Below are 26,983 nucleotides of genomic sequence, written 5' to 3'. Positions count from 1 at the left end.
GCGCCGGGCCATGCCCGGCGGAGGCCACCCCGCAACCTTCAATACAGATCCGTCGGGTCCACATCCAGCGACCAGCGCACCTTGCGTGCTTCCGGCAGCGCGTACAGCTGCGGCACCAGCTGCGCCAGCACCCCATGCAGGGGCGGCCGCTGCGGCGCCGACAGCAGCAGCTGCGTGCGCTGGTAACCGGCACGGCGCGGCATCGGCGCCGGCATCGGCCCGTAGGCTTCCACCACGTTCTGTTCGCCCAGCAGGTGCCGCGCGGCCAGCAGGAAGGCGTTGGCATGCTCGACCTGCTGCGCTTCGGCACGCATCAGTGCCAGGTGCGCGAAGGGCGGGAAGCCGGCGGCCTGGCGCTGGTTCAGTTCAGCCTGCGCGAAGGGGTGGTAGCCACCGTTCACCAGGGTTTCCAGCAGCGGGTGCCCCGGGTGATGGGTCTGCAGCCAGACCTCGCCGGGATCGCGCGCGCGGCCGGCGCGCCCGGCCACCTGGATCAACTGCTGGGCCAGCTTCTCGCTGGCGCGGAAATCGGCGGAGAACAGCCCTTCGTCGATACCCACCACCACCACCAGGGTCAGCTTGGGCAGGTCGTGGCCCTTGGCCAGGATCTGCGTGCCGACCAGGATGCCGGGCTGGTCCCCCAGTTTCGCCAGCTGCTGTTCCAGCGCATCGCGGCGTGAGGTGGTGCCGCGATCAATGCGCACCACGGGGTAGTCGGCGAAGGCGCTGACCAGATGTTCTTCCAGTCGCTCGGTACCGATGCCCTGCGGCTGCAGGGCCAGGCTGGCACAGGCCGGGCAGGCCAGCGGCGCCGGCTGACGCGCACCGCAGTGATGGCACTGCAGGCGGCGCCCGCCGCCATGCACGGTCATCGGCGCATCGCAGCGTTGGCACGGTGCGGTCCAGCCGCAGTCGTGGCACAGCAGCACCGGCGCGTAGCCGCGGCGGTTCTTGAACACCAGCACCTGCTGGCCGCGCTGCAGGTGTTCGCCGATGCCGGCCAGCACTTCGTCGCTCAAGCCATCGCGCAGCGGCCGCTTGCGCACATCCAGGATGCGCACCCGCGGTGGCCGTGCATCGCCGGCACGCTGCTTCAGGCGCAGGTGCGCGTAGCGGCCGGCGTAGGTGTTGTGCAGGGTTTCCAGCGACGGTGTGGCGCTGCCCAGCAGCACGGGAATGCCCAGGGCCTTGGCCCGCACCAGGGCGAAATCGCGGGCGTGGTAGCGGATGCCGTCCTGCTGCTTGTAGCTGCCGTCGTGCTCCTCGTCCACGATCAACAGACCGGCCTGCGGCAGCGGCGTGAACACAGCCGAACGGGTGCCGACGATCACCCGTGCTTCGCCGCGCGATGCTGCTGCCCACACGCGTGCGCGCTCGTTGTCGTTCAGCCCCGAATGCAGCGCATGCACGGGAATGCCCAGGCGGCCACGGAAGCGCGCCAGGGTCTGCGGGGTCAGGCCGATTTCCGGCACCAGCACCAGCGCCTGGCGGCCCTGCGCCAGGCAATGGATGATGGCCTGCAGGTAGACCTCGGTTTTGCCGCTGCCGGTCACCCCATCCAGCAGGAACGGCTGGAAGCCATCGGCTGCGGTGATCGCGGCCACGGCATCGGCCTGGTCGGGGTTCAATGTCGGTCCGGGCAACGGGTGCGCGTGGCGCGGGGCCACCGCCAACGCCACCCGCTCGGCCAGGCCGCGCTTGGCCAGGCTGCGGGCTGCCGTGCGCCAATCGGGCATGCGGGCGCCCAGCACGTCTTCGTCCACCACGGCCTCGGCCAGGTGTTCGGCCAGTTGCCGCGGCCGGCTGCCGGCGCGGAGTTTGTCGCGCTGGGTGCGGCCACCGTCGGTCAGCTGCCAGCCCCAGTGATGGGTGTCGGGCAGCGGCTCACCGTGCCGCAGCGGGCCGGGCAGGGCGGTGCTGACCACTTCACCCAACGGCGCGTGGGTGTAGCGGGCCAGCCATTGCAGGCTGTGCCACAGCTCGCCCTGCAGCAGGGGTTGCGGGTCCACCCAGGCCAGGGCCTGGCGCAGCCCCTGCGTGTCCTCTGCCTGGCCCAGGCCGGCCACCATGCCCACCAGTTCACGGTTGCCGAAGGGCACCTTCAACCGGCAGCCCAGCGCATCGGCCGGCGCCTGGCCGTCGGGGGCCAGGTAGTCGAACAGGCGGGGCAGGGGAACGGGCAGCGCGACCTGCAGGGTCGGAATCAGTGCGGGCATGGGCGCAGTTTAACGGCCCATGCGCGCCCGCATGGCAGGTTGCTGTCCGGCCGCAACGCGTCGTGGCATTCATAAATGTCACCTAAATACAGGCGGCTATTAGAGATTCAGTCTTATCCACATCTTCTGTGGATAAGTTTGTGCGTTACCCGTCGGCGAACACCCGCGAAGCCGATGGCGACGGCCTCACGGTTGCGTTGGTCAAAAAATAGCCACATAAAAAAGTTCTTGAATATCAACAACATCGATGTGAAACATTGCTGAAACACGCTGAATTCACGGCTCCATGCCGGTCGCCCCAAGTCAGGTCTTGATGCTGTGCACAACCTGCAGCACGAAGTGCCCATGGGCGCAAGCCCTGCCGGCGGCCAAGGGCCTGCCGCTATCATGCCGGCAGACCTTTGGAGTGACCGATGACGGCTGTGCCCGCCCCTGTTTCCTCGACCGCGGCCGGCGCGCTGTCGGCGTTCCTGCGTGGCGTCGAGCGCCGCGCGCTGGTGGTTGCCGAGCTGCAGTGCGGCGACCCCGCCCGTGCCGAGCAGACCCTGGTGGCGGTCATGCGTGCTTTCGCCGCGGTGGCCAGCGACCTGCCCATGGCGCAGTGGCCCACCCGCTTCTGGACCCTGCTGGGCCAGCGCCAGGCCCTGCGTGAGCCGTCCGCCGGGCAGTGGCCGCCGTCGCTGGCCGCGCTGGGCGACATGGACCCCGTGCCGCGCCTGGCCCTGCTGCTGCGGGTGGGCGGCAGTCTGGACGAAGCCATTGCCACGCGGGTGCTGGACACCGACGAGAATGGCTACCAGCAGCTGCTGGCCGCGGCCTGCCCGCGCGATGTCAACGGCCAGCCCGATGCCGCCGCCTGGCGCGGCCTGGCCGAGCAGGTGCAGCTGCGCATCCGCGACCTGCCGGCCAAGCGCCTGCAGCAGTTGCAGCAGCCGGCCGCACCGGGCAGCAGCACGCAGAGCCCGACCCCCGGTTGGCGCGCGCCCGAACGCGACGACCGCACGCCGACGGCCGGCAAGCGCCGCCGCCCGAATGCGCGCCCGCGCTGGCGCGGCCCGCTGATCCTGCTGGTCACCGTGGCCGTGCTGTTGGCGGCCGCGCTGGGCTGGAGGCACTGGCAGGGCCTGCGCACGGCCAGCGATGCCCCGCTGCCGGAAGGCGTGGTGGGCGAAGCGGGCCCGGTAACGGTGGAATCGCTGCCGCCGACCGACGTGCAGGCATCGGCCGCGGTCGACGGCCACGCCGCCGAAGATGCCGCGATGCTGGCCGACCGTGACTACCCGCTGGTGGCCGACGCCGATCTGTATGCCTGGAGTGCCGCCGGTGGTCCGCTGCCGGTGGATGAATCCGAACCCAAACCGACCCACCCCGAGCCGGTGGGTGCCGCGCTGGAAACCTCTGCTGCCGATGAATAAGTTCCTGCTGGCCGGCCTGCTGCTGGCCCTGCCGCTGTGCGCGGCCGCCGCGCCGAATGCCCTGGACCTGCCGCCGCCCACCGCGGTGCCGGCCAGTGCGGTTGATGCCGCGTCGCCGGCCGGCTTCGCCCATCTGGATGTGGCCGCCCAGCGCCAACGGCGGGCCGATTACGCGGCCTGGCGCGCGCTGCCGGAAGGCGAGCGTGAGCGCATCCGCGTGGCCGCTTCGCGCTTTGCCGCCCTGCCGGCCGCCCAGCAACAGCAGCTGCGCGAACAGTTCCAGGCGCAGGACCAGGCCTTCCGCGAGGGCTGGCGGCTGGGCCCGCAGCTCGGCCAGCAGTTCCCCAAGCTGCACGGCCTGTTCGGCTTCGTGCCGCCGGAACAGCGCGAGGCCGCGTTGGCGGTGCTGCGCCAGCTCAGCCCTGCACAATTGTCGCAATTGACATTGGTGGCGCAGCGCACGCCGCCGCAGGAACGCGATGCGGTGCGCAGCGCATTCCTGGCCCTGCCGGCGGCCGAGCGTGACGGTTGGCTGAAGCGCCAGGCCGGGCAGTAGCGCCGGGGGGAGTCGCCTCGGAATCGGCGGGGATCTGATGGGGAATGGGCCGGGGTTTTCGCGCGGCCCGAATGAAGAGCAGTCGACCAACGGTCGACTCTACCCCGTCGCCCGTACCCATTCGCCCCCGCCACGTCGCCCGTACCCCGCCGACGTTCGCGCCCATGCCGGGCTGTTTGGCCGTAAGATGGCGGCCCGCAACCCGGTGCCTGTGCCCTTCGCGCGCAACCGTAGTTGGCGTTCTGTACTTCCATGTCTACCGCAACCTCCACGCCGCGCTTCAGCAAGGAAGTCGGCGCGACCGGTCTGCTTGCCCTGCCGTTGGTGCTGGGCCATGTCTCCACCGGCCTGATCTCCTTCGTCGACAACGTCATTGCCGGCCACCACGCCACCGCCACGCTGGCGGCGGTCACCATCGGCACCGCGCTGCTGTGGCTGCCCATGCTGATTCCGATCGGCACCCTGATCTCGCTCACCGCCTCGGTGTCGCAGCTGCACGGCGCCGGCCGCGAGCGCGAGATCGGCCCGCTGTTCCGCCAGGCCCTGTGGCTGGCGCTGGGCCTGGGGCTGATCATGTTCGCCTTCCTGACGCTGGTGCCGCCGCTGCTGCCGGCCTTCGGCATCGCCCCGGACATCGTGCCGGGGGCCACCGCCTTCCTGCACGCGGTGCGCTGGGGCGGGCCGGCGCTCACCCTGTACTTCTGCATGCGCTATCTCAGCGAGGGCATGCACTGGACCCTGCCGACCATGCTGCTCGGCTTCGGTGGCCTGCTGGTGCTCGCACCGATGGGCTACGTGCTGGCCAACGGCAAGCTGGGCTTCCCGGAAATGGGCGCCGAAGGGCTGGGCATCGCCTCGGCGGTGATGATGTGGCTGCAGGCCATCGCCTTTGCCACCTACCTGTGGTTCACCAAGCGCTTCGCCCACCTGCAGCTGTTCTCGCACTTCGAAGGCCCGCGCCCGGCGGCGATCTGGGACCTGCTGCGCACCGGCCTGCCGATCGGCATCACCGTGCTGATGGAAGGCGGTCTGTTCATCGTCACCGCCCTGCTGATCGGTCGCCTGGGCGCCAATGAGGCGGCCGCGCACCAGATCGCGATCAACGTGGCGCAGCTGTGCTTCATGATCCCGATGGGCGTGGCTGAAGCGACCACCGTGCGCGTCGGCCATGCGGTGGGCCGTGGCGATGGCTTCGGTGTGCGCCGCGCGGCCTGGGCCGGCTACGCCATCATCATGGGCACCCAGACCCTGTCGGCGGCGGTGCTGCTGTTCGGCCACGATGCCATCGTCGGCGTCTATACCAACGATCTGGCGGTGGCCGGGCTGGCATCCACCCTGCTGCTGTACGCGGCTACGTTCCAGTTCCCCGATGGCATCCAGGTGCTGTCGGCCGGTGCGCTGCGCGGCCTGAAGGACACCCGCGTGCCGATGTTCATCGCCATGTTCGCGTACTGGGGCCTGGGCATGCCGCTCGGCGCCGGGCTCGGCCTGGGCCTGGGCATGGGCCCGCAGGGCATGTGGATCGGCCTGATCGTCGGCCTGACCGCCGCGGCCATCCTGATGGGCTGGCGGCTGCGCCGCAGCAGCCTGCGCATTGGCCAGTCGGCCCTGGAATGATCCCCGCGCCCGTCACCGCAGACCGTGACGGGCGATCCCCTGACTTGTGTCCGATGCCGCCTCACACGGCACCGGCTATGCTGTTACCACGGCAAGAAGCCATCCGGAGCGCTCCATGAACCAAACCGTGCCCCCGCTGCCCCCGGCACGTCGCAACCCCGTCGCCAGTTTCTTCATCGGGCTGTGGGACGTGATGAATTTCACCCGCCGGCTGATCCTGAACCTGGTGTTCTTCGGCCTGTTGCTGTTGTTCGTGGTGATGTTCATCGTCGCCGCCGGCATGGGCGCCGGTGCCAGCAAATCGCTGCAGGACCGCACCACCCTGGTGATCGCGCCGGAAGGCCGGCTGGTCGAGCAGTTCAGCGCCGATCCGGTCAGCCGCGCGCTGGCCAAGGCCGTGGGCGACAACAGCGCCGAGGAAGTGCAGCTGCGCGATCTGATCCGGGCCATTGAAGCGGCCAAGGACGACAAGAAGATCGAACGCGTGGTGCTGGAACTGGACAAGCTGCAGCCGTCCGGCTTCGCCTCGCTGCGTGAAGTGGCCGCCGCGCTGCAGGACCTGCGTGCGTCGGGCAAGCAGGTAGTGGCCTTCAGCCAGAGCATGGGGCAGTCGCAGTACCTGCTGGCCGCGCAGGCCGACGAGGTCTACCTGGACCCGATGGGCTCGGTCGTGCTGGAAGGCCTGGGCCGCTACCGCCAGTATTTCCGCACCGGCCTGCAGGACAAGCTGGGCGTGGACGTGCACCTGTTCAAGGTGGGCGAATACAAGTCGGCCGCCGAACCCTACGTGCTGGACGCCGCATCGCCGGCGTCCAAGGAAGCCGATCTGTTCTGGATGAACGATGTCTGGCAGCGCTACCTGGGCGACATCGCCAAGGCACGCCGCCTGGACCCGGCGCAGCTGGCGGCCGGCATCGATACCCTGCCGGAAGGCGTGGCCGCCGCCGGTGGCGACCTGGCCAAGTTCGCCCTGCAGCAGAAGCTGGTGACCGCGCTGAAGACCCGCGAAGAATTCGAGGATCTGATGATCGACCGCGGCGTGGCCGATGAAGATGCCGAGGGTGGCTTCCGCAGCATCGACTTCGGCGGTTACCTGACCCAGCTCGATGCACGCCGCAATCCGGTGGACAGCCGTCCGCAGGTGGCCGTGGTGGTGGCCTCGGGCGAAATCAGCGGCGGCGACCTGCCGGCCGGCCGCATCGGTGGCGAATCGACCTCGGCGCTGCTGCGCGCCGCGCGCGACGACGAACACGTGAAGGCCGTGGTGCTGCGCGTGGATTCGCCCGGCGGTGAAGTGTTCGCCTCCGAGCAGATCCGCCGCGAAGTGGTGGCCCTGCAGGCCGCCGGCAAGCCGGTGGTGGTGTCGATGGGCGACCTGGCGGCGTCCGGTGGTTACTGGATCAGCATGAATGCCGACCGCATCTATGCCGACCCGTCCACCATCACCGGGTCGATCGGCATCTTCGGCATGATCCCGAACTTCAGCCGCGCGCTGGACAAGATCGGCGTGCACACCGATGGCGTGGGCACCACCCGCTTCGCCGGCGCGTTCGATGTCACCCGCGAAATGGACCCGGCCGTGGGCCAGGTGATCCAGTCGGTCATCAACAAGGGCTATGCCGATTTCACCGGCCGTGTGGCCGAAGCGCGCAAGAAGCCGGTGGAAGCCATCGATGAAGTGGCCCGTGGCCGCGTGTGGAGCGGCGCCCAGGCCAAGGAACGCGGTCTGGTCGATGCGTTCGGTGGCTTGAAGGATGCGGTGGCCGATGCCGCCGGCCGCGCCAAGCTTGGCAACGCCGACAAGTATCGCGTGCGCTACATCGAAAAGGCCGCCACGCCGTTCGCGCAGTTCGTCAGCGGTTTCGCTGGCAGCCGCGCCGGCGCTTGGATGCTGTCCGATTCGGGCATGGCGCGCATGATGCTGGCACGCACGATGCCGGAAGTGGACACCCAGCTGCGCTTCGTCGAAAACGCCGCCCGCGAAAAGGGCAACGGCGCCCCGGTGAAGGCACTGGCCTACTGCTTCTGCGGATTCTAAGCAGACCGGGGTCAGATCCCTTTGCGCAGCAAAGGGCTCTGACCCCATCCATTACCCGCAGCAAAGGGCTCTGACCCCATCCATTACCCGCAGCAAAGGGCTCTGACCCCACCCATTACCGCGTCGCGTCAGCCTCGGCCTGGCGCTCGCGTTCGGCGCCTTCGTCCACGGTCTGCTGCACGCCCTTGGCGCGGTCCAGCGGCTGGTTGATGGCCTTGGCCAGCGCCTGCGGCTCCGGCGGTTTTTCGGGGTTGGGTGGGGCAGGGCGCTGGCAACCGGCCAGCAGCGCAGCCGACAGGCACAGTGGAATCAGCAGACGCATCGCGGCTCTCCAGGGTAGGCGTTGGCGCAGTGTCGCACCGTCGGCAGGCGCGTGCTGTGACGCGTATCCTTTGCGCATCGAAATACAGCGGCTGCGGCCCGGAGGACACATGACCCAGCAACGATGGCGCCTGGACGGGCAGACCGCGCTCATCACCGGCGCCAGCGCCGGTATCGGCCTGGCCATCGCCCATGAACTGGCCGGTTTCGGCGCCGACCTGATGATCGTGGGCCGCGACATCGACATGCTGGAAACCGCCCGCGACGAACTGCTGGATGTGCACCCGCAGATGCAGGTGCATGCGCTGGCGGCCGATGTGTCCGACGACGAAGACCGCCGGCAGATCCTGGACTGGGTGGAAGACCACAGCGACGGCCTGCACATCCTGGTGAACAACGCCGGCGGCAACATCACCAAGGCGGCCACCGAGTATTCCGAAGACGAGTGGCGCGGCATCTTCGAAACCAACCTGTTTTCCGCCTTCGAGCTCTCGCGCTATGCGCACCCGCTGCTGGCGCGGCATGCGGCATCGTCCATCGTCAACGTCGGCAGTGTTTCCGGCCTGACCCACGTGCGCAGCGGTGTTGTGTATGGCATGACCAAGGCGGCCATGCACCAGATGACCCGCAACCTGGCGGTGGAGTGGGCCGAAGACGGTATCCGGGTGAACGCGGTGGCGCCGTGGTACATCCGCACGCGCCGCACGTCCGGGCCGCTGTCCGACCCCGATTACTACGAAGAAGTGATCGCGCGCACGCCCATGGGCCGCATTGGCGAACCGGAAGAAGTGGCCGCCGCAGTGGGCTTCCTGTGCCTGCCGGCATCGAGCTATGTCACCGGCGAATGCATCGCCGTGGATGGCGGCTTCCTGCGCTACGGGTTCTGATGGATTCGCCGGGGTCGGATCCCTTTCCAACGGAAAGGGCTCTGACCCCCGGTAGCGCCGGGCCATGCCCGGCGGATGTTCAGTCAGGTACGGCGCAATCACTCGCGGCCAGCACGGCCTGCAGCCGCTCGCGTTCGCCCCGTGCGGCATCGCGGTTGTCCGGCGTGGCGAAGCGTTCGCGACCGCGTGCGTTGCGGAAGCGCTGCTGCCAACTGCCGCAGCGCTGCGCTTCACTGACTTCGCTGCAGCGGTCGGTCACCACTTCACAGCTGGCCGCATTGGCCGGGGTGACCCCGCCCAGCCCCTGCACCTGCAGCAGTTCGCAACGGCCCGGTGCGGCCTCGTATTCGTGCAGGTAACCGCCGCCCTGGGCATCGGTGCACTGGAAGATGGGCGGCAGCGGCGGCTTCGGCGGCGCATTGCCGTCGGCTTGCGCCTGCGCGTGTGTCTGGCGCAGCTGCGCGCTGTCCAGGATCAGGTTGTCATCGGGGCGCTCGACCATGCGCGCTTCGCTGATGATGCGTTCTTCGCCGGCCTGCGCCTGTGCCGGTTCCGCCGTGGGTGTGGCCGTTGGGGCAGGTTCGCCCGCGGGCGGTGCGCTGGGCAGCGCTGCCGAAGGTGGTGGCTCGGCTGGCGGTGTGGGCGCCGCCGGCGTGGCGCCGGGAAGACGCACGATTTCCTGCCGCAGACCCTCCGCGCAGGGCACGCGCTGCACGGTCGGAACGTCGCTGCTGCCGGTGCAGCGATAAATCACCTGTGCCTCGGCCGCGGCTGCGGTGGGCAGCAGGCACAGGGCCAGCCAGAACAGTTTCTTCATGCGAGCAGCGTACAGCGACTGCCCACCAAGGTGGGCAGCTACCAGAGCAGGGGCCACGGCAGTGGCCAACCCTGGTTGGCCGCAGGGCAACGGGGCGAGGCCGTGGTAGGGGCCAACCTTGGTTGGCCGTAGGGCGCCTGCGCGGGGCGTTTCAGCCGCCGCAGTCGCGGCCCAGGCGCGCGTCAATGCCGCGCTGTTCGGTGGTGATCGCCGTGCGTTCGCTCTGCAGCGCGCTGTTGTAGCGGCGGTCCAGCTCCCAGCGCCGATCGCGCAGGCGTGAACAGACTTCCTGCGCTGGCAACGGCGTGCAGGTATCGCGCACCAGCACGTTGCCGGCCGGCAGGCTGAAGCCGACCGGTGGCGGGCGCCGGTCGGGCACAGTGCCGCCAATCGGTGGACCGATGCTGTTGCCCGCGGCCGGGCGCGGGCCGGGGTGCGGGCTGTAGCCGGGGCCGGGCCGGCCGCGCGGATACCAGACGTTGCCCCACACCGTCACCCAGCGCGGGTTGCCCTCGTTGCTGTCGCTGGTATAGCGGCTGCCATCCTCGGCCACGCATTCGTACATCGGCTGCGGCGGCTGCACGTACACATGGCGCACTTCGCGCTCACGCAGCGCGGGGGGATCGGCGCGCTCCAGCGGCGCGGCGTCGGTGCTGACAACGCGCGCGGGCGGGTCCTTGGGGCGCTGCATGTCGCGCACTTCCTGGCGGCCGCTGCTGCACGGCTTGTCCTGCAGGGCGACAGCACCGTTGCTGCCCACGCAGCGATAGATGCGCACGTCATCGGCTGCCGGCGCGCTCAGCGGCAGCAGCAGGGCCAGGCAAAGGATGGATCGCAGCAGGTGCATGTGCGCAGCGTGCGCCAAGCCGGGCGCCGCTGCAATCATCGGCTCAGGACCGCAGCACGTTGCCACTGAGTGCGTCCCGGATCGGGGTGGGCTGGGCCAGCCCGCCGGTCTCGCCGTCCAGCACGCCGTCCAGCAGGCGCAGCAGGCGCGGGTCCAGCTCCTGGCGGGTACGCGCGGGCGGTTCGCCGGCCAGGTTGGCGCTAGTGGACACCAGCGGGCCACCCCAGGCCTGGCACAGCGCGGCCACCAGCGGGTGCGCGCTGATGCGCACGGCAATGCCACTGTGTTCACCGGTGATCCACGGCTGGGCACGCGCCCCCGCCGGCAGGATCCACGTATTGGCGCCGGGCCAGCTGGCCAGCACTGCGCGCTGCCGTGCGTCGGGTAGGGCGTCCAGCCGCACCCAGCCCTGCAGCTGGGCCAGGTCGGCGGCGACCAGGATCATGCCTTTCTCGATCGGGCGCTGCTTCAGGCGCAGCACCATATGCACCGCCGCCTCGTGCGCGGGGTCGCAGCCCAGACCCCAGACCGCTTCGGTGGGGTAGGCAATCACGCCGCCGGCACGCAGGGTGGCGACGGCGGAGTCCAGAGTGAGTTCTTTCATGGCGGCAACCGGGCCGGCGTGGGGGTTCATTATCCCCCCGCTGCGTGCAGATGGGGTGGAACCTGCCACCCCAGGTAGGTGCGGACCGCTGGTCCGCACATCCAGGCACATCATCCACGGACAGTGGGTGCGGACCGTTGGTCCGCACATCCAGCCACATCATCCACGCATGGCGTGGATCTACTTTGCCGCTTTCTTGGTGGCCTTCTTGGCCGCTTTCTTGGCCGGGGCCTTCTTCGCCGGGGCCTTCTTGGCAGCGGCCTTCTTCGGTGCGGCTTCCTTCTTCACCGCCGCCTTCTTGGCCGGGGCTTTCTTCGCCGCGGCCTTCTTGGCGCCGAAGCCCTTGCGCACCGGCTTGCCGGTTTCTTCCATCAGCTGCTGCACTTCGGCCAGGGTCAGCGATGCCGGCTCGCGATCCTTGGGGATCTTGCCGTTCATCTTGCCGTCGCTGATGTACGGGCCGAAGCGGCCGTTCAGCACCTGGATGTCGCTGCCCTCGAACTCCTTGATGATCCGGTTGCGTGCGATTTCTTCCTTTTCTTCCACCAGGAACACGGCGCGGGCCAGGTCGATGGTGTACGGGTCATCTTCCTTCTTCAGCGAGGCATAGGTGCTGCCACGCTTGGCGAACGGCCCGAAGCGGCCGATGCCGACGCTGACCGGTTCGCCCTTGTCCTCACCCAGCGCGCGCGGCATCAGGAACAGCTCCAGCGCGTCTTCCAGGGAAATGGTGTGCATCGACTGGCCGGGGCGCAGCGAGGCGAACTTGGGCTTCTCCTCGGCGTCCTCGGCGGTGCTGCCGATGGCTGCATACGGCCCGAAACGGCCCAGGCGCACGCTCACCGGCTTGCCGGTCTTGGGGTCGGTGCCGAGCTCGCGCGCGCCACTGGCCTCGGCGCGGTCGACCGATTCCTTCTTGTCTTCCACCAGTTCCTTGAACGGCTCCCAGAAGCGGGCCATCAGCGGAATCCACTCTTCCTCGCCGCGCGAGACGGCGTCGAGCTCGTCCTCAAGCTTGGCGGTGAAGTCGTAGTCCACGTACTGGGTGAAGTGGCTGGACAGGAACTTGGACACGGCACGGCCGACATCGGACGGGCGGAAGCTGCGGCCTTCCATTTCCACGTACTTGCGGAACAGCAGGGTCTGGATGATCGAGGCGTAGGTCGAGGGACGGCCGATGCCGTACTCTTCCAGTGCCTTCACCAGCGCCGCTTCGGTGTAGCGCGGCGGCGGCTGGGTGAAATGCTGTTCGGCCAGGATGCGTTCCAGCGGGATGCGGTCGCCGGGCTTCATCGCCGGCAGCTTGCGACCTTCGTCCTCGTCCTCGGCGCTCTTGTTGTCCTTGCCTTCCTCGTAGACGGCCAGGAAGCCGGGCACCACCACGGTGGTGCCGCTGGCGCGGAACACGTGCTCGCTGCCGGCGGACAGGTCCACGCTGACGGTGTTGAGCGTGGCCGGAATCATCTGGCAGGCCACCGCACGCTTCCAGATCAGCTCGTACAGCTTGCGCTCGTCGTCGGTCAGGAAGCGCGACACCTGGGCCGGCGTGCGCAGGGCCGAGGTCGGGCGCACCGCTTCGTGCGCTTCCTGGGCGTTCTTCGACTTGGTCTGGTAGGTGTTGGGCTGGTCGGGCAGCGAGGCGATGCCGTAATCACGGGCGATCACGTCGCGGATCTCGGCCAGCGCATCCTGCGACAGGTTCACCGAGTCGGTACGCATGTAGGAAATCAGGCCGACGGTGCCTTCGTCGCCGATGGCCACGCCTTCATACAGCTTCTGCGCCACCTGCATGGTCTTGCGGGTGGTGAAGCCGAGCTTGCGCGAGGCTTCCTGCTGCAGGGTGGAGGTGGTGAACGGCGGGGCCGGGCGGCGCTTGCGCTCCTTGCTGGCCACGTCGGTCACGTGCAGCGCACCCTGGGCGGCCTGCTGGATGCGCAGGCGCGCGGCCTCGGCGGTGTCGCCGTCGGTCACGGTGAACTGTTCAAACTTCTGCCCGTCCAGCTTGATCAGCTTGGCGTTGAAGTGCTGCGACGGGTGCGCGCACTCGGCGCCGATGGACCAGTATTCGCGGGCGATGAACGCTTCGATCTCTTCCTCGCGCTCGACGATCATGCGCAGCGCCGGGCTCTGCACGCGGCCGGCGGACAGGCCACGCTGCACCTTGCGCCACAGCACCGGCGACAGGTTGAAACCGACCAGGTAATCCAGCGCGCGGCGCGCCTGCTGCGCATCCACCAGGTCACTGGCGATGGCGCGCGGCTGGTTGATCGCTTCCTTGATGGCGCGCGGGGTGATCTCGGTGAACACCACCCGCTGCATCGGCTTGTCCTTGACCAGCCCGCGTTCCTTCAGGATCTCGGCAATATGCCAGCTGATCGCCTCACCTTCGCGATCCGGGTCGGTCGCCAGCAGGATGTCATCGGCGCCCTTGGCGGCCTTGGCGATGGCATCGACGTGCTTTTCGTTCTTGTCGATCACGTCGTAGTGCATGGCGAACCCGTTGTCCGGGTCGACCGCGCCTTCCTTCGGAATCAGGTCGCGCACATGCCCATACGAGGCCAGGACGGTGTAATCCTTGCCGAGGTATTTGTTGATCGTCTTGGCCTTGGCCGGCGATTCGACGATGAGCAGGTGCTTGGGCATGTCGGGATAGGTCTGTGGGCGGACCGGGGGAAGGGGCCGCTAGGGTGGAGCAAACGGCCGCATTAGTGAAGCGGCCACGGGAAATTCCATAAACTGAACGCCCGGTAGTGTGCCGGGCGTTCAGGTTTCCTTATTAGAGGAATCATGTCCGGGCGGCCGGTGTCAAGCAGCACGGCGTGATGACCGTCGCCTGCAGGCCGCCCGGGCAGGGCCGGTCAGCCGGCCATCTTGGCGATCATGCCGATGGCGAAGATCATCACCGCAAAGCCGGCCAGCATCAGCAGGCCGCCGATCACCAGCACCACCACGGTCACCGTGCCCAGCTCGTGGCGCTGCAGGTGCGGCTGGTCGCTGAAGGCCCAGCGGTCCACCACCACGGTGTCGCAGATCAGGTCGTGCAGGGCCTGCTTGCGGTCGGTGAAGGCGGCCATCAGGTAGCCGATCATCAGGGTCAGGCTGCTGAGGATGGTGGCGAAGTAGCGGCCGATACTGCGGCCCAGGGTCAGGCGTTCGCCGTTGCCGCGTACCACCTTGATGCCGATGGCCATCTTGCCCAGGGTGGCGCCGCCGCGCGAAGCGTGGAACCAGCCATAGTAGGCCAGGGAAATGACCAGGCCGGCCAGGCCGCTGACAAGCTGCGCGGTCACTTCGGCCGCCGTGCCGCCGCTGCCGGCCGCGCCCATGCCGGCGCCGATGCCCACGCCCAGGATGGCGCCGACGATCCAGCTGGGGATCAGCAGCACGAAGTAGTCGATCAGGTAGGCAGCAAAGCGCTTCCAGAAGCCGGCATAGACGATTTCGCCGCCTTGTACCGGCTGGCTGTAGTCGCCACCGCCTGCGCCGGGGGCGGCGTAGGGCGAATTGCTGAGTACGCCGGTGCCGGGCAGCGGCGCGGTGCCGTTGTCGATGGCCGCGTAGTCGCTACGCAGGTCGAAACCGCCACTGGCGGTGGCCGTACTGGCGTCTGCCAGGGTCTGCAGGCCCAGCTCGTCCACCACCTGGCGCAGGGCGGCCCATTGGCCCATGCCCTCGCGCCAGACCAGGGTGTCCAGGGTCAGCTGGCCGCGCTGGAAGCGCTGGCGGATCTCGGCTACCGGCAGCGGCCCCTGCCGCTGCTGTCCTTCTGCGTAGTACCACTCGGTCATTGCATGTCCCCTGTTGGGTCGTCCTTGGTTGTGGAGGCCTGTGCCGTTCAGCCGCGGCAGGCGACGGGCAGGTACTTGTCGTCGCTTTCGCCGCTGCATTCCCAACGGCCGCTGTCGCGGTCGTATTCCTGCCACAGCAGATCGCCATCGATGGTCTTGCCCGGCACCGACAGCGTGGCTTCAATGCCGCAGTGGCCATTGTTGAAACGGCCGATATGCACGGCCGACAGGCCCTGCGCGGCGAAATCGCCCGCGCCGGGGAAGCCGGCATCATTGGCGCCGGGGCAGCGGCCCTCGTCGTCGGCGAAGTGCTGTACCTGGTCCTTCAGCGGCTGCAGTGCGGTGATCGCACCGGCCACCTTGGCCTTGATCGTGTAGTCGTTGTAGGCCGGCAGTGCGATCGCGGCCAGGATGGCGCAGATCGGCACCAGGATCAGCAGCAGGCCGCCGCCGATGATGGCGGTGATGGCGCAGCCGGAAAGGCCCTTCTTCGGCGGCGGTGCGGCCATGGCCGGAGCGGCCGCGTAGGGCGTGGCCGGTGGCAGGGTAGGCGGCAGTGGGACTTCGGGCGGTGCTGGCGGTGCCGGCGGCGGCGGCGGTTCGACCGATGCCGGTGCATCCATCGCCGGCACGATCAGGCCCAGCTCATCGACCACGCTGCGCAGCGGCTGCCATTGCGGCAAGCCGTCGCGCCACACCAGGGTGTCCAGGTTGATCTGGTTGCTGCGGAACAGCGCGATCAACTGTTCCGCAGGCAACGGGCCTTGCTGGCGATTGCCTTCTGCATGGAACCACTCACTCACGGGGGACGCTCCTGAATGCGCACGGCCCCCAAGTGTACGGTCAGTGCAGCGGTTCTGGCTCGTCCACGAACATCTGCGTTTCCATCCAGGCGTAGGCCGCCTCGGCGCCGGGCTGGTTGAACAGCACCATCAGCACCACCCATTTCAGGTCATCCAGGTCCAGTTCGTCCTGGTCCAGGGCCATGGCACGGTCCAGCACCAGCTCGCGCTGGTCGGCATCGAGGATGCCGTGTTGTTCCAGATAAAGCAGGAAACCGCGACATTCCACGTCCAGTTTGTCCAGCTCGGGGCCGTGGTAGATGCGCACGGGGCCATCGACCCGGGCCTGCGCCACGCTGGGCCGCTGGGCGGCCAACGCGTCGAGCCAGTCGAACGCCTTGTTGATCTCGGTAGGGCTGAAACCGGCCTGTATCAGGCCATTCTGCAGCGAGTCGCGATCACGGATCAGGTCAGCATCTTCGCTGAAATAGTGTTCAAACAGGTACAGCAGTACGTCCAGGATGCTCTCTTTCATTGCCCCTCGGCCTGCGTCGGGCGACGCTGTGGAGGTGAAGAAACTAGGGAGTTCGACAGTAGCGGCCGTGTACGCACACCACGATTCCCGCCAGTTCCATGGCCAGCAGCATGGAGGACACCTCCGGCGCCGTCAATCCACAGCGCGTGATCAATGAATCCATACTGATTGGGTCGTGGTCCAGCGCGCGCCACAAGGTCTGGTAGTTGCGGTCACCGGCCCAGTGCGCCGGCAAGGCTGTCGAGACTGCCTGTTCAGTGGGGGCCGCCAGCCGGCTTTGCAAGTGCGGCAGTTGCTGGCGCAGGGCCGGGGCCAGCAGCTCCAGCACCTCCTCGGGGCGCTCGACCAGGGCGGCGCCGTCGCGGATCAGCCGGTGGCAGCCGGCCGCGCGCGGGTTCAGCACCGAACCGGGCACCGCGCAGACCTCGCGCCCGGCCTCGGCTGCCAGCCGCGCGGTGATCAGCGCGCCCGAGCGCTGCGCCGCCTCGACCACCACCGTGGCCAGGGCCAGCCCGGCCACCAGCCGGTTGCGCGCCGGGAACTGCCCGGGCCGGGCAGGCATGCCGGGTGGGTATTCGCTCAGGACCACGCCTTCGACGGCAATGCGGGCCTGCAGCCGGGCGTTGCCGGGTGGATAGGCCAGGTCCGGCCCGGTGGCGATCACCGCCACGGTGCAGCCGCGGGCATCCAGCGCCGCGGTGTGGGCGGCTGCGTCGATGCCCGCCGCCAGGCCGCTGCTGACGGCCAGCCCGGCCTCGGCGAAACAGCGCGCGAACCGCGCCGCCAGTGCGCGCCCGCCGGGCGTGGGCGAGCGGCTGCCGACCACCGCCACCGAGGGCCGCCAGGCCAGGCTGGGGTCACCGGCCACGAACAGCGCCAGTGGCGGGTTCGGCAGGTCCTGCAGCAACGGCGGCAGGGCCGGGTCGGTGCAGGCCAGCAGTTGGTGGTCGGGTGCCTGCAGCCAGTGCTGGGCGGTGGCCAGCGAACGCGCATCCGGGCCCTGCAGCGCGGCGCACTGGGCGGGCGTGCAGCCATGGGCGCGCCAGCCGGCAACGCCCAGCGCCAGCGCGGCACGGGCGGTTCCGGCGCTGCGCAGCAACGCGCGGCGCGGCGCCAGCGGCCCTTCGGCCAGCACCAGGGTCAACAACGCGAGGGTTTCATCCATCGGCCGACTATCGGCCAGATACAGCAACGGCGCCCTAGGGCGCCGTCGCATGTGCGTGTCAGAGGATGCCGGGCGTGCCCGGTATGCCCTTACTTCGCGTCCGGGTGCAGCGCGCTGTAGCCCACCTTCACCGGCTTCACGCCCTGCATCACCAGCGCATAGCTGACGTTGTCGAAGGTGCGGAACACCATGGCATGGGCGGCGTACTCGTCCGGCAGGGTGACCCGGCCAGCGCCGGTGCTGCGCGAATCGTCCATGCGCGAGGAGGTCGGGTACTTCATACGGTGGGCCACATGGCTGCCCTGGCGCCACAGCGAGAACACCGTGCCGTTGTCCACGCCCTGTGCCTTGCCGGCGGAAATGGCGATGACATCACGCGGGCCGCCGGCATCGAACATGTCGGTGACCGCCAGCACGCGCACGTCCACGCCTTCCACGCTGGCCGCCGGCACATGCGGGAAGAACTGCAGGTCGTACGGCTGCGCTTCCACCGGTACCAGGCGGTCGCCGGCACGCACTTCGCGGCCGTTGGCGTTGCTGTCCAGCACCAGGGTGGAGGCTTCGGTCTTTTCGCCGGCCACCTGGGTGATGGTGCCCAGGCCAACCTGCGCCAGTTCATAGCCGAGCACGCCGCGGCGGTGGTTGGGCGCGTTGAAGGCCTTCCACAGGTTGCCGCTGCCCGGGGTCACGTCGCCGTTGGCGGTCAGGTCCTCGGTGGGCTTGGGCTGGGCGTAGCGCACGGTCGGGCGGACCACGGCCCAGCGCTGGCCCGGCTGGGCGTCGGCCAGGCGGACATAGGCGGTCTGGCCGCCGGTGGCACGCAGGCGGTTGTCTTCCAGGCCGACCACGTAGGGCAGGCCCTCAATGCTGTCCACCACGCTGAGCTGCTTCAGGAACGGCTCGACCTGGGCCAGCGGTACGCCGGTCACGGGCGCTTCCTGGCGCGGGCCGGGCTTGGCCGTCACGCGGTCCAGGTAGGCCAGGCTGAGCACGTCACCCGGATAGATCAGGTGCGGGTTGGCGATCTGCGGATTGGCTTGCCAGATCTCGGGCCAGAGCCAGGGCTTCTGCAGGAATTTGCCTGCAATGTCCCACAGCGTGTCCCCTTTGCGGACCACATAGGTGTCCGGGTGCCCGCCATTCACTTCAACGGCGGTAGCATAGGCAGCCACGGTCAGCATCGCCGCGGCGACGACCGTACGAAAACGAAGCAACATAGGTGCGAAGCCCTGATTCCCCAACAGGTTGGCGCACTATAGTCCAGAAACCGGGGCGCAAGGCAAGCGTTGCAGATAGAATCTGCGACGTATGCCGGCGTTGCCCCGGCCCCCAACCCGGAAACTGCCATGGCACTGCTCCCCATTCTTGAGTTCCCCGACCCGCGCCTGCGCACCAAGGCGGCCCTGATCGAGGCCACCGAGGTCACCACGCCGGCCTTCCAGGAACTGATCGACAACATGTTCCAGACCATGTACGAAGCCCCCGGCATCGGCCTGGCCGCCAGCCAGGTGGACGTGCACAAGCGCTTCATGGTCATCGACGTGAGCGAAGAGAAGAACGAACCGCGGGTGTTCATCAACCCGGAAATCGTCGCCAAGGACGGGGGCCAGGTGTACCAGGAAGGCTGCCTGTCGGTGCCGGGCATCTTCGCCGACGTCACCCGTGCCGACAGCATCACCGTGAAGTTCCTGGACCGCCAGGGCCAGCCGCAGGAGCTGACCACCGACGGCCTGCTGGCGGTCTGCGTGCAGCACGAGATGGACCACCTGGACGGCAAACTGTTCATCGACTATCTGTCGCCGCTGAAGCGCGAGATGGTGCGCAAGAAGCTGGCCAAGCAGCGCAAGCACGTGGCGTGATCGCCACGCCGGGCCGGCCGCTGCGCCGGCCCGCGCCTGCGCACTGCGCGCGGGCCGCACGGCGCCGGATATGGGCGCCGTTCTTTTTTCTGCATGAAATCATCCTGCAAGTGGGGTCGCCATGAGGATTGTCTTTGCCGGTACGCCGGAATTCGCAGTGTCGTCGCTGCGCGCCGCTGCCCGCCACCATGAAGTCGTGGCGGTCTACACCCAGCCGGACCGCCCGGCCGGCCGCGGCCGTGGCCTGGCACCGTCGCCGGTGAAGCTGGAGGCGGTGGCCCGTGGCATTCCGGTGTACCAGCCGGAAACCCTGAAGGATGAGGCGGCCCAGCAGCAGCTGCGCGATCTGCAGCCGGACCTGATGGTGGTGGTGGCCTATGGCCTGATCCTGCCCAAGGCGGTGCTGACCATTCCGACGCACGGCTGCTGGAACGTGCATGCCTCGCTGCTGCCGCGCTGGCGCGGCGCCGCGCCGATCCAACGCGCGATCCAGGCCGGCGATGCCAGCACCGGCGTGTGCCTGATGCAGATGGAAGCTGGCCTGGATACCGGCCCGGTGCTGCTGCACCAGGAACTGCCGATCGCCGCCACCGATACCGGCGGCCAGCTGCACGACAAGCTGGCCGAGCTGGGCGCACAGGTGCTGTCCGACGGTCTGGGCCTGCTGCGTGCCGGCATCAAGCCGGTGGCGCGGCCGCAGCCGGAACAGGGCGTGACCTACGCGCACAAGCTGGACAAGGCCGAGGCCAAGCTGGACTGGGCGCAGCCGGCCGACGTGCTGGCGCGTACCGTGCGGGCCTTCAACCCGTGGCCGATTGCCGAGGCCACGCTGGCCGGCGAGCGCGTGCGCATCCACGGCGCGGTGGCGCTGGACCTGGCCCATGGCCAGGCCCCCGGCACCGTGCTGGCGGCGGGCCGTGAAGGCATCGACATCGCCTGCGGCCAGGGCGCGCTGCGCCTGCGCGTACTGCAGCGCGAGGGCGGCAAGGCGATCACCGCCGCCGATTACCTCAACGCGCGCCGCGATCTGCGCGCAGGGGTGTAACGGGTGGGCAAGCAGAACGATTTTTCGGTGGCCAAGGCCGCCCCGGGCGCGGCCACCCGCATGCTGGCAGCGCGCGTGCTGGCGCAGGTGTTCACCCGCGGCCGTTCGCTGAAGGCCGAGCTGGCCTGGGCACTGCCCAAGCTGGCCGACACCCGCGACCGCGCCCTGCTGGAAGCCCTGTGCTTTGCCGTGCTGCGCCGTCGCAGCACCTACGATGCCGCGCTGCAGGGCTGGATGCAGAAGCCGCTGTCGGCACGCGATGCCGATCTGCGCACGCTGCTGATGGTGGGCTTTGCCCAGCTGGACGTGCTGGAACTGCCGGCCCATGCCGCACTGTCGGCCACGGTGGACGCCGCGCGCGCACTGGGCCGCGAGCGCCAGGCCGGGCTGGTCAACGCCATCCTGCGCCGTGCCCAGCGCGAGGGCTTCCCGCAGCAGCCGGCCCGCGATGCGTTCCCGGACTGGCTGGCACAGGCCATCGAGCGCGACTGGCCGAAACAGGCCGGCGCCATCTTCGACGCCAGCCTGCAGCCGGCGCCGCTGTGGCTGCGCGCCAACCGCCAGCAGGGCGGGCGTGACAAGGCACTGGCCGCGCTGGCCGAGGCCGGCATTGCCGCCGAACCCAGCGCCCTGTGCAGCGATGCCCTGCGCCTGGCCGCGCCGGTGCCGGTGAACCAGCTGCCGGGGTTTGCCGACGGCGCGCTGTCGGTGCAGGACCTGTCGGCGCAATGCGCCGCCGACGCACTGGCGCCGCCGCCGGGGGCACGGGTGCTCGACGCCTGCGCGGCGCCTGGCGGAAAGTCCGCCCACCTGCTGGAACGCGACCCCAGCCTGCGCCTGCTGGCGCTGGACATCGATGCCCGGCGCCTGGCGCGCGCGCGCGACACCTACGCCCGCACCGGGGTAGGCGAGGGCGCGCAGACCCAGGTGGCCGACGCCAGCGATACCGCCGCCTGGTGGGATGGCACGCTGTTCGACGCCATCCTGCTGGATGCCCCGTGCTCGGCCACCGGTGTGATCCGCCGCCAGCCGGACGTGATGTTCCACCGCCGGGCCGAGGACATCGAGGCGCTGGTGGGGGTGCAGGCGCGCCTGCTGGAAGCCTGCTGGTCGATGCTGCGCCCTGGCGGCGTGCTGCTGTACGCCACCTGCTCGATCCTGCGGGCCGAGAACGTGGACCAGGTGCGGGCCTTCCTGAAGTGGCATCCGGACGCGCAGGCCGCGCCGCTGGGTGACGCTTTCGGGCTGGATTGTGAGGGCATTGCCCGCCAGCGACTGCCCGGCAGCGATGATGCTGACGGATTTTTCTACGCGCGTCTGCTAAAAACAGCCTGACCTTTTCAATCGCCGAGTTCCCATGCTGAAAACCCGCGCATCACGCGAGACGTGGCTGTTCGTAGTGATGGCCCTGCTGGTGCTGGGCGCCGGCCTGGGCCTGCGCGACCCGTGGCCTTCGGACGAACCGCGCTTTGCCCTGGTGGCCAAGCAGATGGTGGAAAGCGGCGACTGGCTGTTCCCGCACCGCGGCCTGGAGCTGTATTCGGACAAGCCGCCCATGCTGATGTGGTGGCAGGCCACCCTGTACAGCGTGATCGGCAACTGGCGGGTGGCGTTCCTGCTGCCCTCGCTGATCGCCGCGCTGGGCACGCTGTGGTGCGTGGTCGACCTGGGCCGCCGGCTGTGGACGCGGCGCGTGGGCCTGTACGCCGGCTGGGCGCTGCTGTTCGCGCTGCAGTTCACCTTCCAATCGAAGAAGGCGCAGATCGACCCGCTGGTGGTGCTGTTCATCACCCTGGCCAATTACGGCCTGCTGCGCCACCTGCTGCTGGGCCCAGCGTGGCGCTGGTGGTGGCTGGGCTGGTTCTTCGCCGGCATCGGGGTGATCACCAAGGGCGTGGGGGTGATCGCCCTGCTGATGATCGTGCCGGCGGCCATCGCCTCGGCGCTGCACTGGCCGCGGGTGCGCCTGCATGTGCGCGACGTGCGGTTCTGGCTGGCGCCGCTGGCATTCGCGCTGGCGGTGGCGTTGTGGCTGCTGCCGATGGTGCTGACCGCGCTGGCGACCAAGTCGGGCGAGTACCAGGCGTACATGAACGACATCCTGTTCCGGCAGACGGCCAAGCGCTACGCGCAGTCCTGGGACCATCACCAGCCCTGGTGGTACTTCCTGGGCACCATGCCGTCGATGTGGATCCCGGCGTTCCTGCTGGTGCCGTGGGCGATTCCGGCATGGCGCCGACGCCTGCAGCGGCGCGATGCGCGGTACCTGCTGCTGCTGGGCTGGTGGGCGTTGATCGTGCTGTTCTTCTCCATTCCCAACGGCAAGCGCGATGTCTACATCCTGCCGTCGCTGCCGATGTTCTGCCTGGCCCTGGCGCCGCTGCTGCCCGGCCTGCTGCGCCGGCGCGACGTGCAGTGGCTGCTGGGCGCTTTCACCCTGCTGCTGGCCGTGGCCACGCTGGGCGGCGGCCTGGCCGCGCTGATGGGCGAGCCCAGCTTCGAAGTGCGGCTGCAACAGGCGCGCGGCATGGCGCCGGGGGTGATGAACCAATTGGCCTGGGCCGCTCTGGCCATGGGTGGCTGGGCCGTGGCCAGCCTGCTGCTGTTCGGGCGCCGCCGCTGGCACATGGCGCTGGTCTCCACGCTCACCGTGATCTGGGTGCTGTACAGCCTGGTGGGCTACCCGCTGTTGAACGATTCCAGTTCGGCGCGGGGGCTGATGCAGGCCGCCGGCCAGCGCATCGGCCCGAAGGCCGAGCTGGGCCTGGTGGCGTGGAAGGAACAGAACCTGCTGATGGCCGACCGCCCGGCGGCGACGTTCGGCTTCAAGGTGCACTGGGATGAACAGCTGGTGGCCGGCGTGCGCTGGCAGCAGCTGGCGCCGGAACGACGCTGGCTGCTGGTGCTGGAAGATGCCCTGCTGCCCTGCATCGACCGCAACCAGGCCGAATTGGCCGGTATCGCCAACCGCCGGCGTTGGTGGTTGGTGCCGGCCACGGCAGTGCAGGGGCGCTGTGTGTCCAATGCCGCCGAGCGCGAACGTGAACGGCAGATGCAGGATGATGAGTAGGCGTTCGCAGTCTGGTGTGTCCAGACTGCCCAGCAGGCTGCAAACACAGTAAAAGATACGGGCGGGGGTGGCCTGGCCACGCCTCTTGAACTTCCGCAGGAACGCAGTGATCGCTCTGAACGTGGCAGCTTCACCAGACAACCAAGACGCGCGGGCCAGCACCCTGCTGGCAGCTCCCGCCGGGGGCCGCCACGGCGTGGCCCATTGGCTGGCCCAGGTTGGCCTGTTCTGCATGCCGGCGCTGGTGCTCACCCTGCCCAGCAACCTGCTGGGCTATGGCGTGCTGTTGCTGGTCAGCACCCTGCTGGCCCCGGAACTGCTGTGGCGGGCCCGGCGCATCGAACCGACCACCCTGAAAGTGCTGACCGTGCTGATGCTGGCGGTGGTGGCGCTGGGCGTGTTCTCGATCCTGCTGTTCCAGCAGGGCCTGCGCGATGTCGACAACCGCTCGCGCTTCCTGGTCATTCCCTGGCTGGTGCTCTGGGTATGCGCACTGCGGCCGGACATGCGCTGGCTGTGGCGTGGCGCCCTGGCCGGGTTGCTGGGCACCTTCGTGCTGGCTCTGGTGCAGGTGCTGCAGGGGGCGCCCCGCGCTGAACTTTCAACCAATGCCATCGTGCTGGCCGACATCGTGGCCATGCTGATGGTGCTGCTGGTGTTCTGCCGTCCCTCACGGCGCTGGTCGCTGGTGATCGTGGGCATGGCGGCCGGCTGCGGCACCATCGTGCTGACCGGCAGCCGCGGGGTGTTCGCCGCGCTGCTGGCGCTGCTGGTGGTGCTGGCGCTCAGTCTGCGCTGGCGCACGGGCACGGCGCGGTTGTCGGTGCTGGGGGTGATGCTGGCGCTGGGCGCCACGCTGATGCTGTCGGTACCCGAACTGCGCCATCAGCTGCGCCTGACCGAACTGCACAGTGACGTGCAGCGGCTGGAGAAGGGTGACGCCGATTCGTCGGCCGGTGCCCGGGTGGAGCGCCTGCAGGTGGCCTGGGAAACCTTCAAGGACCACCCGTTCACCGGGGTGGGCATCGGCCAGTTCGATACGGCCATGCAGCGCCTGCCGGTCTGCCGCACCGATCCGGGCGAACTGCGCTGCCACCTGGGCCATGCGCATAACGACCTGGCCGAATGGACCGCGACCCAGGGGCTGCCGGGGCTGTTGCTGCTGCTGGCGGTGTACGGCGTGCCCCTGTGGGTGTTCGTGCGCCTGCACCGGCGCAGTGGTCGCGCCACGTTCCGCGGGCCGGCGGCCGCTGGCATCATGATCGTGGTGGCCTATGTGCTGTGCGGCCTGACCCAGTCGATGTTCGCCCACCAGATGACGGCCAGCTTCTACGTGACCATCGTCGGCCTGCTGGCCGGCCTTTCCATGGTGGAAGGCGCGCGGCACCGGGCGGCCATCGGACGGTAGCGCCGGGCCACACCCGGCGGATCAATCGGTCGGCGGGTCGGCCACGGCCTGGCCGTTGCCCAGCATCCACAGCATGATGGTCTTCTGCCGCACATAGTTGGCGCGCACGTAGGCGTACACCAGGCCATGCCAGCCATCGCGGAAGCCGCCGCGGAACACGAAGCCCCGCCAGAACCGCCAGGCCGGCGCCAGCACCAGCTTGCCCAGGGTAGCCCGCTTGCCGCGCGCGAACTCGTGCTCGGCCATCATCCGCGCGTACTTTTCGGTCTTGGCCAGCTGCTGCTGCAGGGACCGGTACGGGTAGTGGATCAGGTCGCCACGCAGGGTGCCGACGCTGCCGTCCACGCTGGCCGCTTCGTGGATCTCGCGCTTGCCGCGCCAGCCGCCGTGGCGGCGGTCGAACAGGCGCAGCACCCGGTCCGGGTAGGCATTGCCATGGCGCAGGAACTTGCCGAAATACTCGGAAAGCCGCGCGAAGCGGTAGCCGGCGTGGCCACTGAAGCCGCCGTCGCGTGCCGTTTCGATGGCCGTGCGCAGTTCCGGGCTGATGCGCTCGTCGGCGTCCAGGCACAGCACCCAGTCGTGCTGCGCCTGCGCCACGCAGAAGGCCTTCTGGCTGCGGAAGCCGTCGAACCGCCGCTGCAGCACGCGGGCGTCGGCGGCCTCGGCGATGGCCACGGTGGCATCGGTCGAATACGAGTCCACCACCACGATCTCATCGCAGAAGGCCAGCGAGGAAAGGCAGTCGCCGATGCGGCCGGCCTCGTTGAACGCGATAATGCACGCCGAGATGCGAGGCCGTTCGATGGGAGCGGTCGTGGAGGACATGATGGCCGGGTACCTGTTGTTTGCGACGGAGCGCTATGCGCTGCCTATTCTCGCCCCGTTGGCGCAGGCGTTGCACGCCTCGGGCCAGCAGGTCAGTGCCTGGTTCGAGGGGGGCGCCGCTGGCAGCCAGCTTCCCGGGGTGCCCACGGTGGGCCTGAAGCAGGCCCTGGCGTTGCGCCCGCGCGCGGTGTTCAGCGCGGCCAACTGGGTGCCGACCTTCCTGTCCGGGGCCAAGGTACAGCTGTTCCATGGCTTCAACGTGGAAAAGCGCGACAGTGCGCGCGGCCACTTCCGGGTGCGCGGCATGTTCGATCTGTACTGCACCCAGGGCCCGGCCACCACCGCACCGTTCCGGCAGATTGCCGAACAGCAGGGGCATTTCGCGGTGGCCGAGACCGGCTGGCCGAAGCTGGACCCGTTGTTCCGCGACGATGGCGGTGAAAGCGCGGCGCTGCGTGCGCCGGCGGACGGACGCCCGGTGGTGCTGTTTGGTTCCACCTTCACCGAGCGCCTGAGCGCGGCCCCGCACCTGCATGCGCAGATTGCCGCCGACATCGCCGCCGGTGATCGCTACTGGCTGCTGACCCTGCACCCCAAGTGCCCACCGGAGCTGTTCGAGCAGTACCGCGCGCTGGCCGGCGCCAATGCGCGCTTCATCGAGCCCGAGCAGGTGATGGCCGCGCAGCGTGCCGCCGACGTGCTGGTGTCGGACACCTCGTCGATCGTTTCGGAGTTCATCGTGCAGCACAAGCCGGTGGTGACCTTCCGCAACCGGGTGCCGAAGCCGCACATGATCGACTTCGATGCGCCCGAACTGCTGCCGGCCATGCTGCAGCGCGCGCTGCATCCCGATGCGGCGCTGACGGCGGAAATCGTGCGCTATGCCGATGCCATCCACCCTTATCGCGATGGCCGTTCCAGCGAGCGGGTGATCACCGCCACCGAGGATTTCCTGGCCGGCGAAATGGGCGCGCTGCGGCGCAAGCCGTTCGGCACCTGGCTGCGCGATCTGCAGATCCGCAAGGACCTGGGCTACTGGGGCCCGGCGCAGCGCTGACGGGGGGTGGGCGATCGGGTAGCGTCGATCGTTGGGTTGCCACGCGCCCGTCAGTAGATCCACGCCATGCGTGGATGGTGTGTGTCTGGGGTCAGAGCCCTTTCCTGCGGAAAGGGATCCGACCCCGC

Annotated in this window: 23 protein-coding genes; 11 read left to right on the top strand and 12 right to left on the bottom strand. The window is 69.1% G+C overall.

Annotated features, from left to right (window positions below; translation table 11 throughout):
- Positions 1-38: 38 nt before the first annotated feature.
- Positions 39-2,216 (bottom strand): primosomal protein N', encoded by a 2,178-nt coding sequence (locus tag C1931_RS17885; RefSeq protein WP_108757289.1) that lies wholly within the window; start codon positions 2,214-2,216, stop codon positions 39-41.
- A gap of 413 nt (positions 2,217-2,629) precedes the next feature.
- Between C1931_RS17885 and C1931_RS17880 the strand changes: the two genes are divergently transcribed.
- The 4 genes from C1931_RS17880 (at position 2,630) to sppA (ending at position 7,842) form a co-directional block, all read left to right on the top strand.
- Positions 2,630-3,631 (top strand): hypothetical protein, encoded by a 1,002-nt coding sequence (locus C1931_RS17880; protein WP_108757288.1) that lies wholly within the window; start codon positions 2,630-2,632, stop codon positions 3,629-3,631.
- A complete protein-coding gene (locus C1931_RS17875; RefSeq protein ID WP_108757287.1) occupies positions 3,624-4,187 on the top strand; it encodes a DUF3106 domain-containing protein in 564 nt (187 codons plus the stop codon). The genes C1931_RS17880 and C1931_RS17875 overlap by 8 nt, the downstream gene beginning before the upstream one ends.
- A gap of 252 nt (positions 4,188-4,439) precedes the next feature.
- Positions 4,440-5,804: an MATE family efflux transporter gene (locus tag C1931_RS17870; protein WP_108757286.1), complete on the top strand. Its 1,365-nt coding sequence runs from the start codon at positions 4,440-4,442 to the stop codon at positions 5,802-5,804.
- A 115-nt stretch (positions 5,805-5,919) separates the two neighbouring features.
- Positions 5,920-7,842, top strand: coding sequence for a signal peptide peptidase SppA (gene sppA, locus C1931_RS17865; RefSeq protein WP_108757285.1), 1,923 nt, complete (start codon positions 5,920-5,922; stop codon positions 7,840-7,842).
- Positions 7,843-7,957: 115 nt separating this feature from the next.
- Here sppA and C1931_RS17860 read toward each other — a convergent pair whose 3' ends face one another.
- Entirely contained in the window at positions 7,958-8,164 is a 207-nt protein-coding gene (locus C1931_RS17860; RefSeq protein ID WP_108750309.1) for a hypothetical protein, read from the bottom strand.
- Positions 8,165-8,273: 109 nt separating this feature from the next.
- Here C1931_RS17860 and C1931_RS17855 point away from each other — a divergent pair, with 109 nt between their 5' ends.
- Positions 8,274-9,050 (top strand): SDR family oxidoreductase, encoded by a 777-nt coding sequence (locus tag C1931_RS17855; RefSeq protein WP_108757284.1) that lies wholly within the window; start codon positions 8,274-8,276, stop codon positions 9,048-9,050.
- Positions 9,051-9,129: 79 nt separating this feature from the next.
- Here C1931_RS17855 and C1931_RS17850 read toward each other — a convergent pair whose 3' ends face one another.
- The 9 genes from C1931_RS17850 to C1931_RS17810 all read right to left on the bottom strand — a co-directional run bounded on the left by C1931_RS17850 (position 9,130) and on the right by C1931_RS17810 (position 18,805).
- A complete protein-coding gene (locus C1931_RS17850; protein ID WP_108757283.1) occupies positions 9,130-9,867 on the bottom strand; it encodes a hypothetical protein in 738 nt (245 codons plus the stop codon).
- A gap of 151 nt (positions 9,868-10,018) precedes the next feature.
- Positions 10,019-10,714: a hypothetical protein gene (locus C1931_RS17845; RefSeq protein ID WP_108757282.1), complete on the bottom strand. Its 696-nt coding sequence runs from the start codon at positions 10,712-10,714 to the stop codon at positions 10,019-10,021.
- Positions 10,715-10,757: 43 nt separating this feature from the next.
- Positions 10,758-11,348 carry a Sua5/YciO/YrdC/YwlC family protein gene (locus C1931_RS17840; RefSeq protein ID WP_108754287.1) on the bottom strand — a complete coding sequence of 197 codons (591 nt, stop codon included), beginning with the start codon at positions 11,346-11,348 and terminating at the stop codon, positions 10,758-10,760.
- A gap of 150 nt (positions 11,349-11,498) precedes the next feature.
- The gene (locus C1931_RS17835; protein WP_108757281.1) at positions 11,499-13,961 is read right to left on the bottom strand and encodes a DNA topoisomerase I; all 2,463 of its coding nucleotides are present in this window, start codon (positions 13,959-13,961) and stop codon (positions 11,499-11,501) included.
- Between the two features lie 215 nt (positions 13,962-14,176).
- On the bottom strand, positions 14,177-15,106 hold the full coding sequence (locus C1931_RS17830) for an RDD family protein (protein WP_108757280.1): 930 nt from the start codon (positions 15,104-15,106) through the stop codon (positions 14,177-14,179).
- Positions 15,107-15,153: 47 nt separating this feature from the next.
- On the bottom strand, positions 15,154-15,909 hold the full coding sequence (locus C1931_RS17825) for a GYF domain-containing protein (RefSeq protein ID WP_108757279.1): 756 nt from the start codon (positions 15,907-15,909) through the stop codon (positions 15,154-15,156).
- Positions 15,910-15,949: 40 nt separating this feature from the next.
- Entirely contained in the window at positions 15,950-16,423 is a 474-nt protein-coding gene (locus C1931_RS17820) for a DUF494 family protein (protein ID WP_108750316.1), read from the bottom strand.
- A 43-nt stretch (positions 16,424-16,466) separates the two neighbouring features.
- A complete protein-coding gene (dprA, locus tag C1931_RS17815) occupies positions 16,467-17,588 on the bottom strand; it encodes a DNA-processing protein DprA (RefSeq protein ID WP_234412843.1) in 1,122 nt (373 codons plus the stop codon).
- Positions 17,589-17,677: 89 nt separating this feature from the next.
- The gene (locus C1931_RS17810; RefSeq protein WP_108757277.1) at positions 17,678-18,805 is read right to left on the bottom strand and encodes a LysM peptidoglycan-binding domain-containing protein; all 1,128 of its coding nucleotides are present in this window, start codon (positions 18,803-18,805) and stop codon (positions 17,678-17,680) included.
- 129 nt (positions 18,806-18,934) lie between these two features.
- Here C1931_RS17810 and def point away from each other — a divergent pair, with 129 nt between their 5' ends.
- The 5 genes from def (at position 18,935) to C1931_RS17785 (ending at position 24,970) form a co-directional block, all read left to right on the top strand.
- Entirely contained in the window at positions 18,935-19,447 is a 513-nt protein-coding gene (def, locus tag C1931_RS17805; protein WP_108754282.1) for a peptide deformylase, read from the top strand.
- Positions 19,448-19,568: 121 nt separating this feature from the next.
- Positions 19,569-20,492: a methionyl-tRNA formyltransferase gene (fmt, locus tag C1931_RS17800; protein ID WP_108757276.1), complete on the top strand. Its 924-nt coding sequence runs from the start codon at positions 19,569-19,571 to the stop codon at positions 20,490-20,492.
- A 3-nt stretch (positions 20,493-20,495) separates the two neighbouring features.
- Entirely contained in the window at positions 20,496-21,827 is a 1,332-nt protein-coding gene (gene rsmB, locus C1931_RS17795) for a 16S rRNA (cytosine(967)-C(5))-methyltransferase RsmB (protein ID WP_108757275.1), read from the top strand.
- Positions 21,828-21,849: 22 nt separating this feature from the next.
- A complete protein-coding gene (locus C1931_RS17790) occupies positions 21,850-23,562 on the top strand; it encodes a glycosyltransferase family 39 protein (RefSeq protein WP_108757274.1) in 1,713 nt (570 codons plus the stop codon).
- 232 nt (positions 23,563-23,794) lie between these two features.
- Positions 23,795-24,970, top strand: a complete 1,176-nt coding sequence (locus tag C1931_RS17785; RefSeq protein ID WP_108757803.1) for an O-antigen ligase family protein — start codon at positions 23,795-23,797, stop codon at positions 24,968-24,970.
- 21 nt (positions 24,971-24,991) lie between these two features.
- Here the strand turns inward: C1931_RS17785 and C1931_RS17780 are convergent, their stop codons facing one another.
- Complete coding sequence (locus C1931_RS17780; protein WP_108757273.1) at positions 24,992-25,798, bottom strand: glycosyltransferase family 2 protein; 807 nt, start codon at positions 25,796-25,798, stop codon at positions 24,992-24,994.
- Between C1931_RS17780 and C1931_RS17775 the strand changes: the two genes are divergently transcribed.
- Positions 25,797-26,855, top strand: a complete 1,059-nt coding sequence (locus tag C1931_RS17775; protein WP_108757272.1) for a CDP-glycerol glycerophosphotransferase family protein — start codon at positions 25,797-25,799, stop codon at positions 26,853-26,855. The two genes, C1931_RS17780 and C1931_RS17775, sit on opposite strands and share 2 nt — an antisense overlap.
- Positions 26,856-26,983 lie beyond the last annotated feature (128 nt).

This window comes from Stenotrophomonas sp. YAU14A_MKIMI4_1, from assembly GCF_003086855.1.
In the GTDB taxonomy this organism is placed as follows: Bacteria; Pseudomonadota; Gammaproteobacteria; order Xanthomonadales; family Xanthomonadaceae; genus Stenotrophomonas.
The sequence above is the reverse complement of the archived record's forward strand: the minus strand, read 5'-3'. Positions and strand labels throughout refer to the sequence as shown.

What these genes read in the sequence shown, in the direction of transcription:
- C1931_RS17850 (WP_108757283.1), bottom strand. Translation starts at nt 9,867, where the DNA reads ATGAAGAAACTGTTCTGGCTGGCCCTGTGCCTGCTGCCCACCGCAGCC.
- def (WP_108754282.1), top strand. Translation starts at nt 18,935, where the DNA reads ATGGCACTGCTCCCCATTCTTGAGTTCCCCGACCCGCGCCTGCGCACC.
- C1931_RS17785 (WP_108757803.1), top strand. Translation starts at nt 23,795, where the DNA reads ATGCCGGCGCTGGTGCTCACCCTGCCCAGCAACCTGCTGGGCTATGGC.
- C1931_RS17860 (WP_108750309.1), bottom strand. Translation starts at nt 8,164, where the DNA reads ATGCGTCTGCTGATTCCACTGTGCCTGTCGGCTGCGCTGCTGGCCGGT.
- C1931_RS17780 (WP_108757273.1), bottom strand. Translation starts at nt 25,798, where the DNA reads ATGTCCTCCACGACCGCTCCCATCGAACGGCCTCGCATCTCGGCGTGC.
- C1931_RS17810 (WP_108757277.1), bottom strand. Translation starts at nt 18,805, where the DNA reads ATGTTGCTTCGTTTTCGTACGGTCGTCGCCGCGGCGATGCTGACCGTG.
- dprA (WP_234412843.1), bottom strand. Translation starts at nt 17,588, where the DNA reads ATGGATGAAACCCTCGCGTTGTTGACCCTGGTGCTGGCCGAAGGGCCG.
- fmt (WP_108757276.1), top strand. Translation starts at nt 19,569, where the DNA reads ATGAGGATTGTCTTTGCCGGTACGCCGGAATTCGCAGTGTCGTCGCTG.
- C1931_RS17775 (WP_108757272.1), top strand. Translation starts at nt 25,797, where the DNA reads ATGATGGCCGGGTACCTGTTGTTTGCGACGGAGCGCTATGCGCTGCCT.
- C1931_RS17830 (WP_108757280.1), bottom strand. Translation starts at nt 15,106, where the DNA reads ATGACCGAGTGGTACTACGCAGAAGGACAGCAGCGGCAGGGGCCGCTG.
- C1931_RS17875 (WP_108757287.1), top strand. Translation starts at nt 3,624, where the DNA reads ATGAATAAGTTCCTGCTGGCCGGCCTGCTGCTGGCCCTGCCGCTGTGC.
- C1931_RS17870 (WP_108757286.1), top strand. Translation starts at nt 4,440, where the DNA reads ATGTCTACCGCAACCTCCACGCCGCGCTTCAGCAAGGAAGTCGGCGCG.
- C1931_RS17885 (WP_108757289.1), bottom strand. Translation starts at nt 2,216, where the DNA reads ATGCCCGCACTGATTCCGACCCTGCAGGTCGCGCTGCCCGTTCCCCTG.
- C1931_RS17835 (WP_108757281.1), bottom strand. Translation starts at nt 13,961, where the DNA reads ATGCCCAAGCACCTGCTCATCGTCGAATCGCCGGCCAAGGCCAAGACG.
- C1931_RS17880 (WP_108757288.1), top strand. Translation starts at nt 2,630, where the DNA reads ATGACGGCTGTGCCCGCCCCTGTTTCCTCGACCGCGGCCGGCGCGCTG.
- sppA (WP_108757285.1), top strand. Translation starts at nt 5,920, where the DNA reads ATGAACCAAACCGTGCCCCCGCTGCCCCCGGCACGTCGCAACCCCGTC.
- C1931_RS17840 (WP_108754287.1), bottom strand. Translation starts at nt 11,348, where the DNA reads ATGAACCCCCACGCCGGCCCGGTTGCCGCCATGAAAGAACTCACTCTG.
- C1931_RS17820 (WP_108750316.1), bottom strand. Translation starts at nt 16,423, where the DNA reads ATGAAAGAGAGCATCCTGGACGTACTGCTGTACCTGTTTGAACACTAT.
- C1931_RS17855 (WP_108757284.1), top strand. Translation starts at nt 8,274, where the DNA reads ATGACCCAGCAACGATGGCGCCTGGACGGGCAGACCGCGCTCATCACC.
- C1931_RS17845 (WP_108757282.1), bottom strand. Translation starts at nt 10,714, where the DNA reads ATGCACCTGCTGCGATCCATCCTTTGCCTGGCCCTGCTGCTGCCGCTG.
- C1931_RS17790 (WP_108757274.1), top strand. Translation starts at nt 21,850, where the DNA reads ATGCTGAAAACCCGCGCATCACGCGAGACGTGGCTGTTCGTAGTGATG.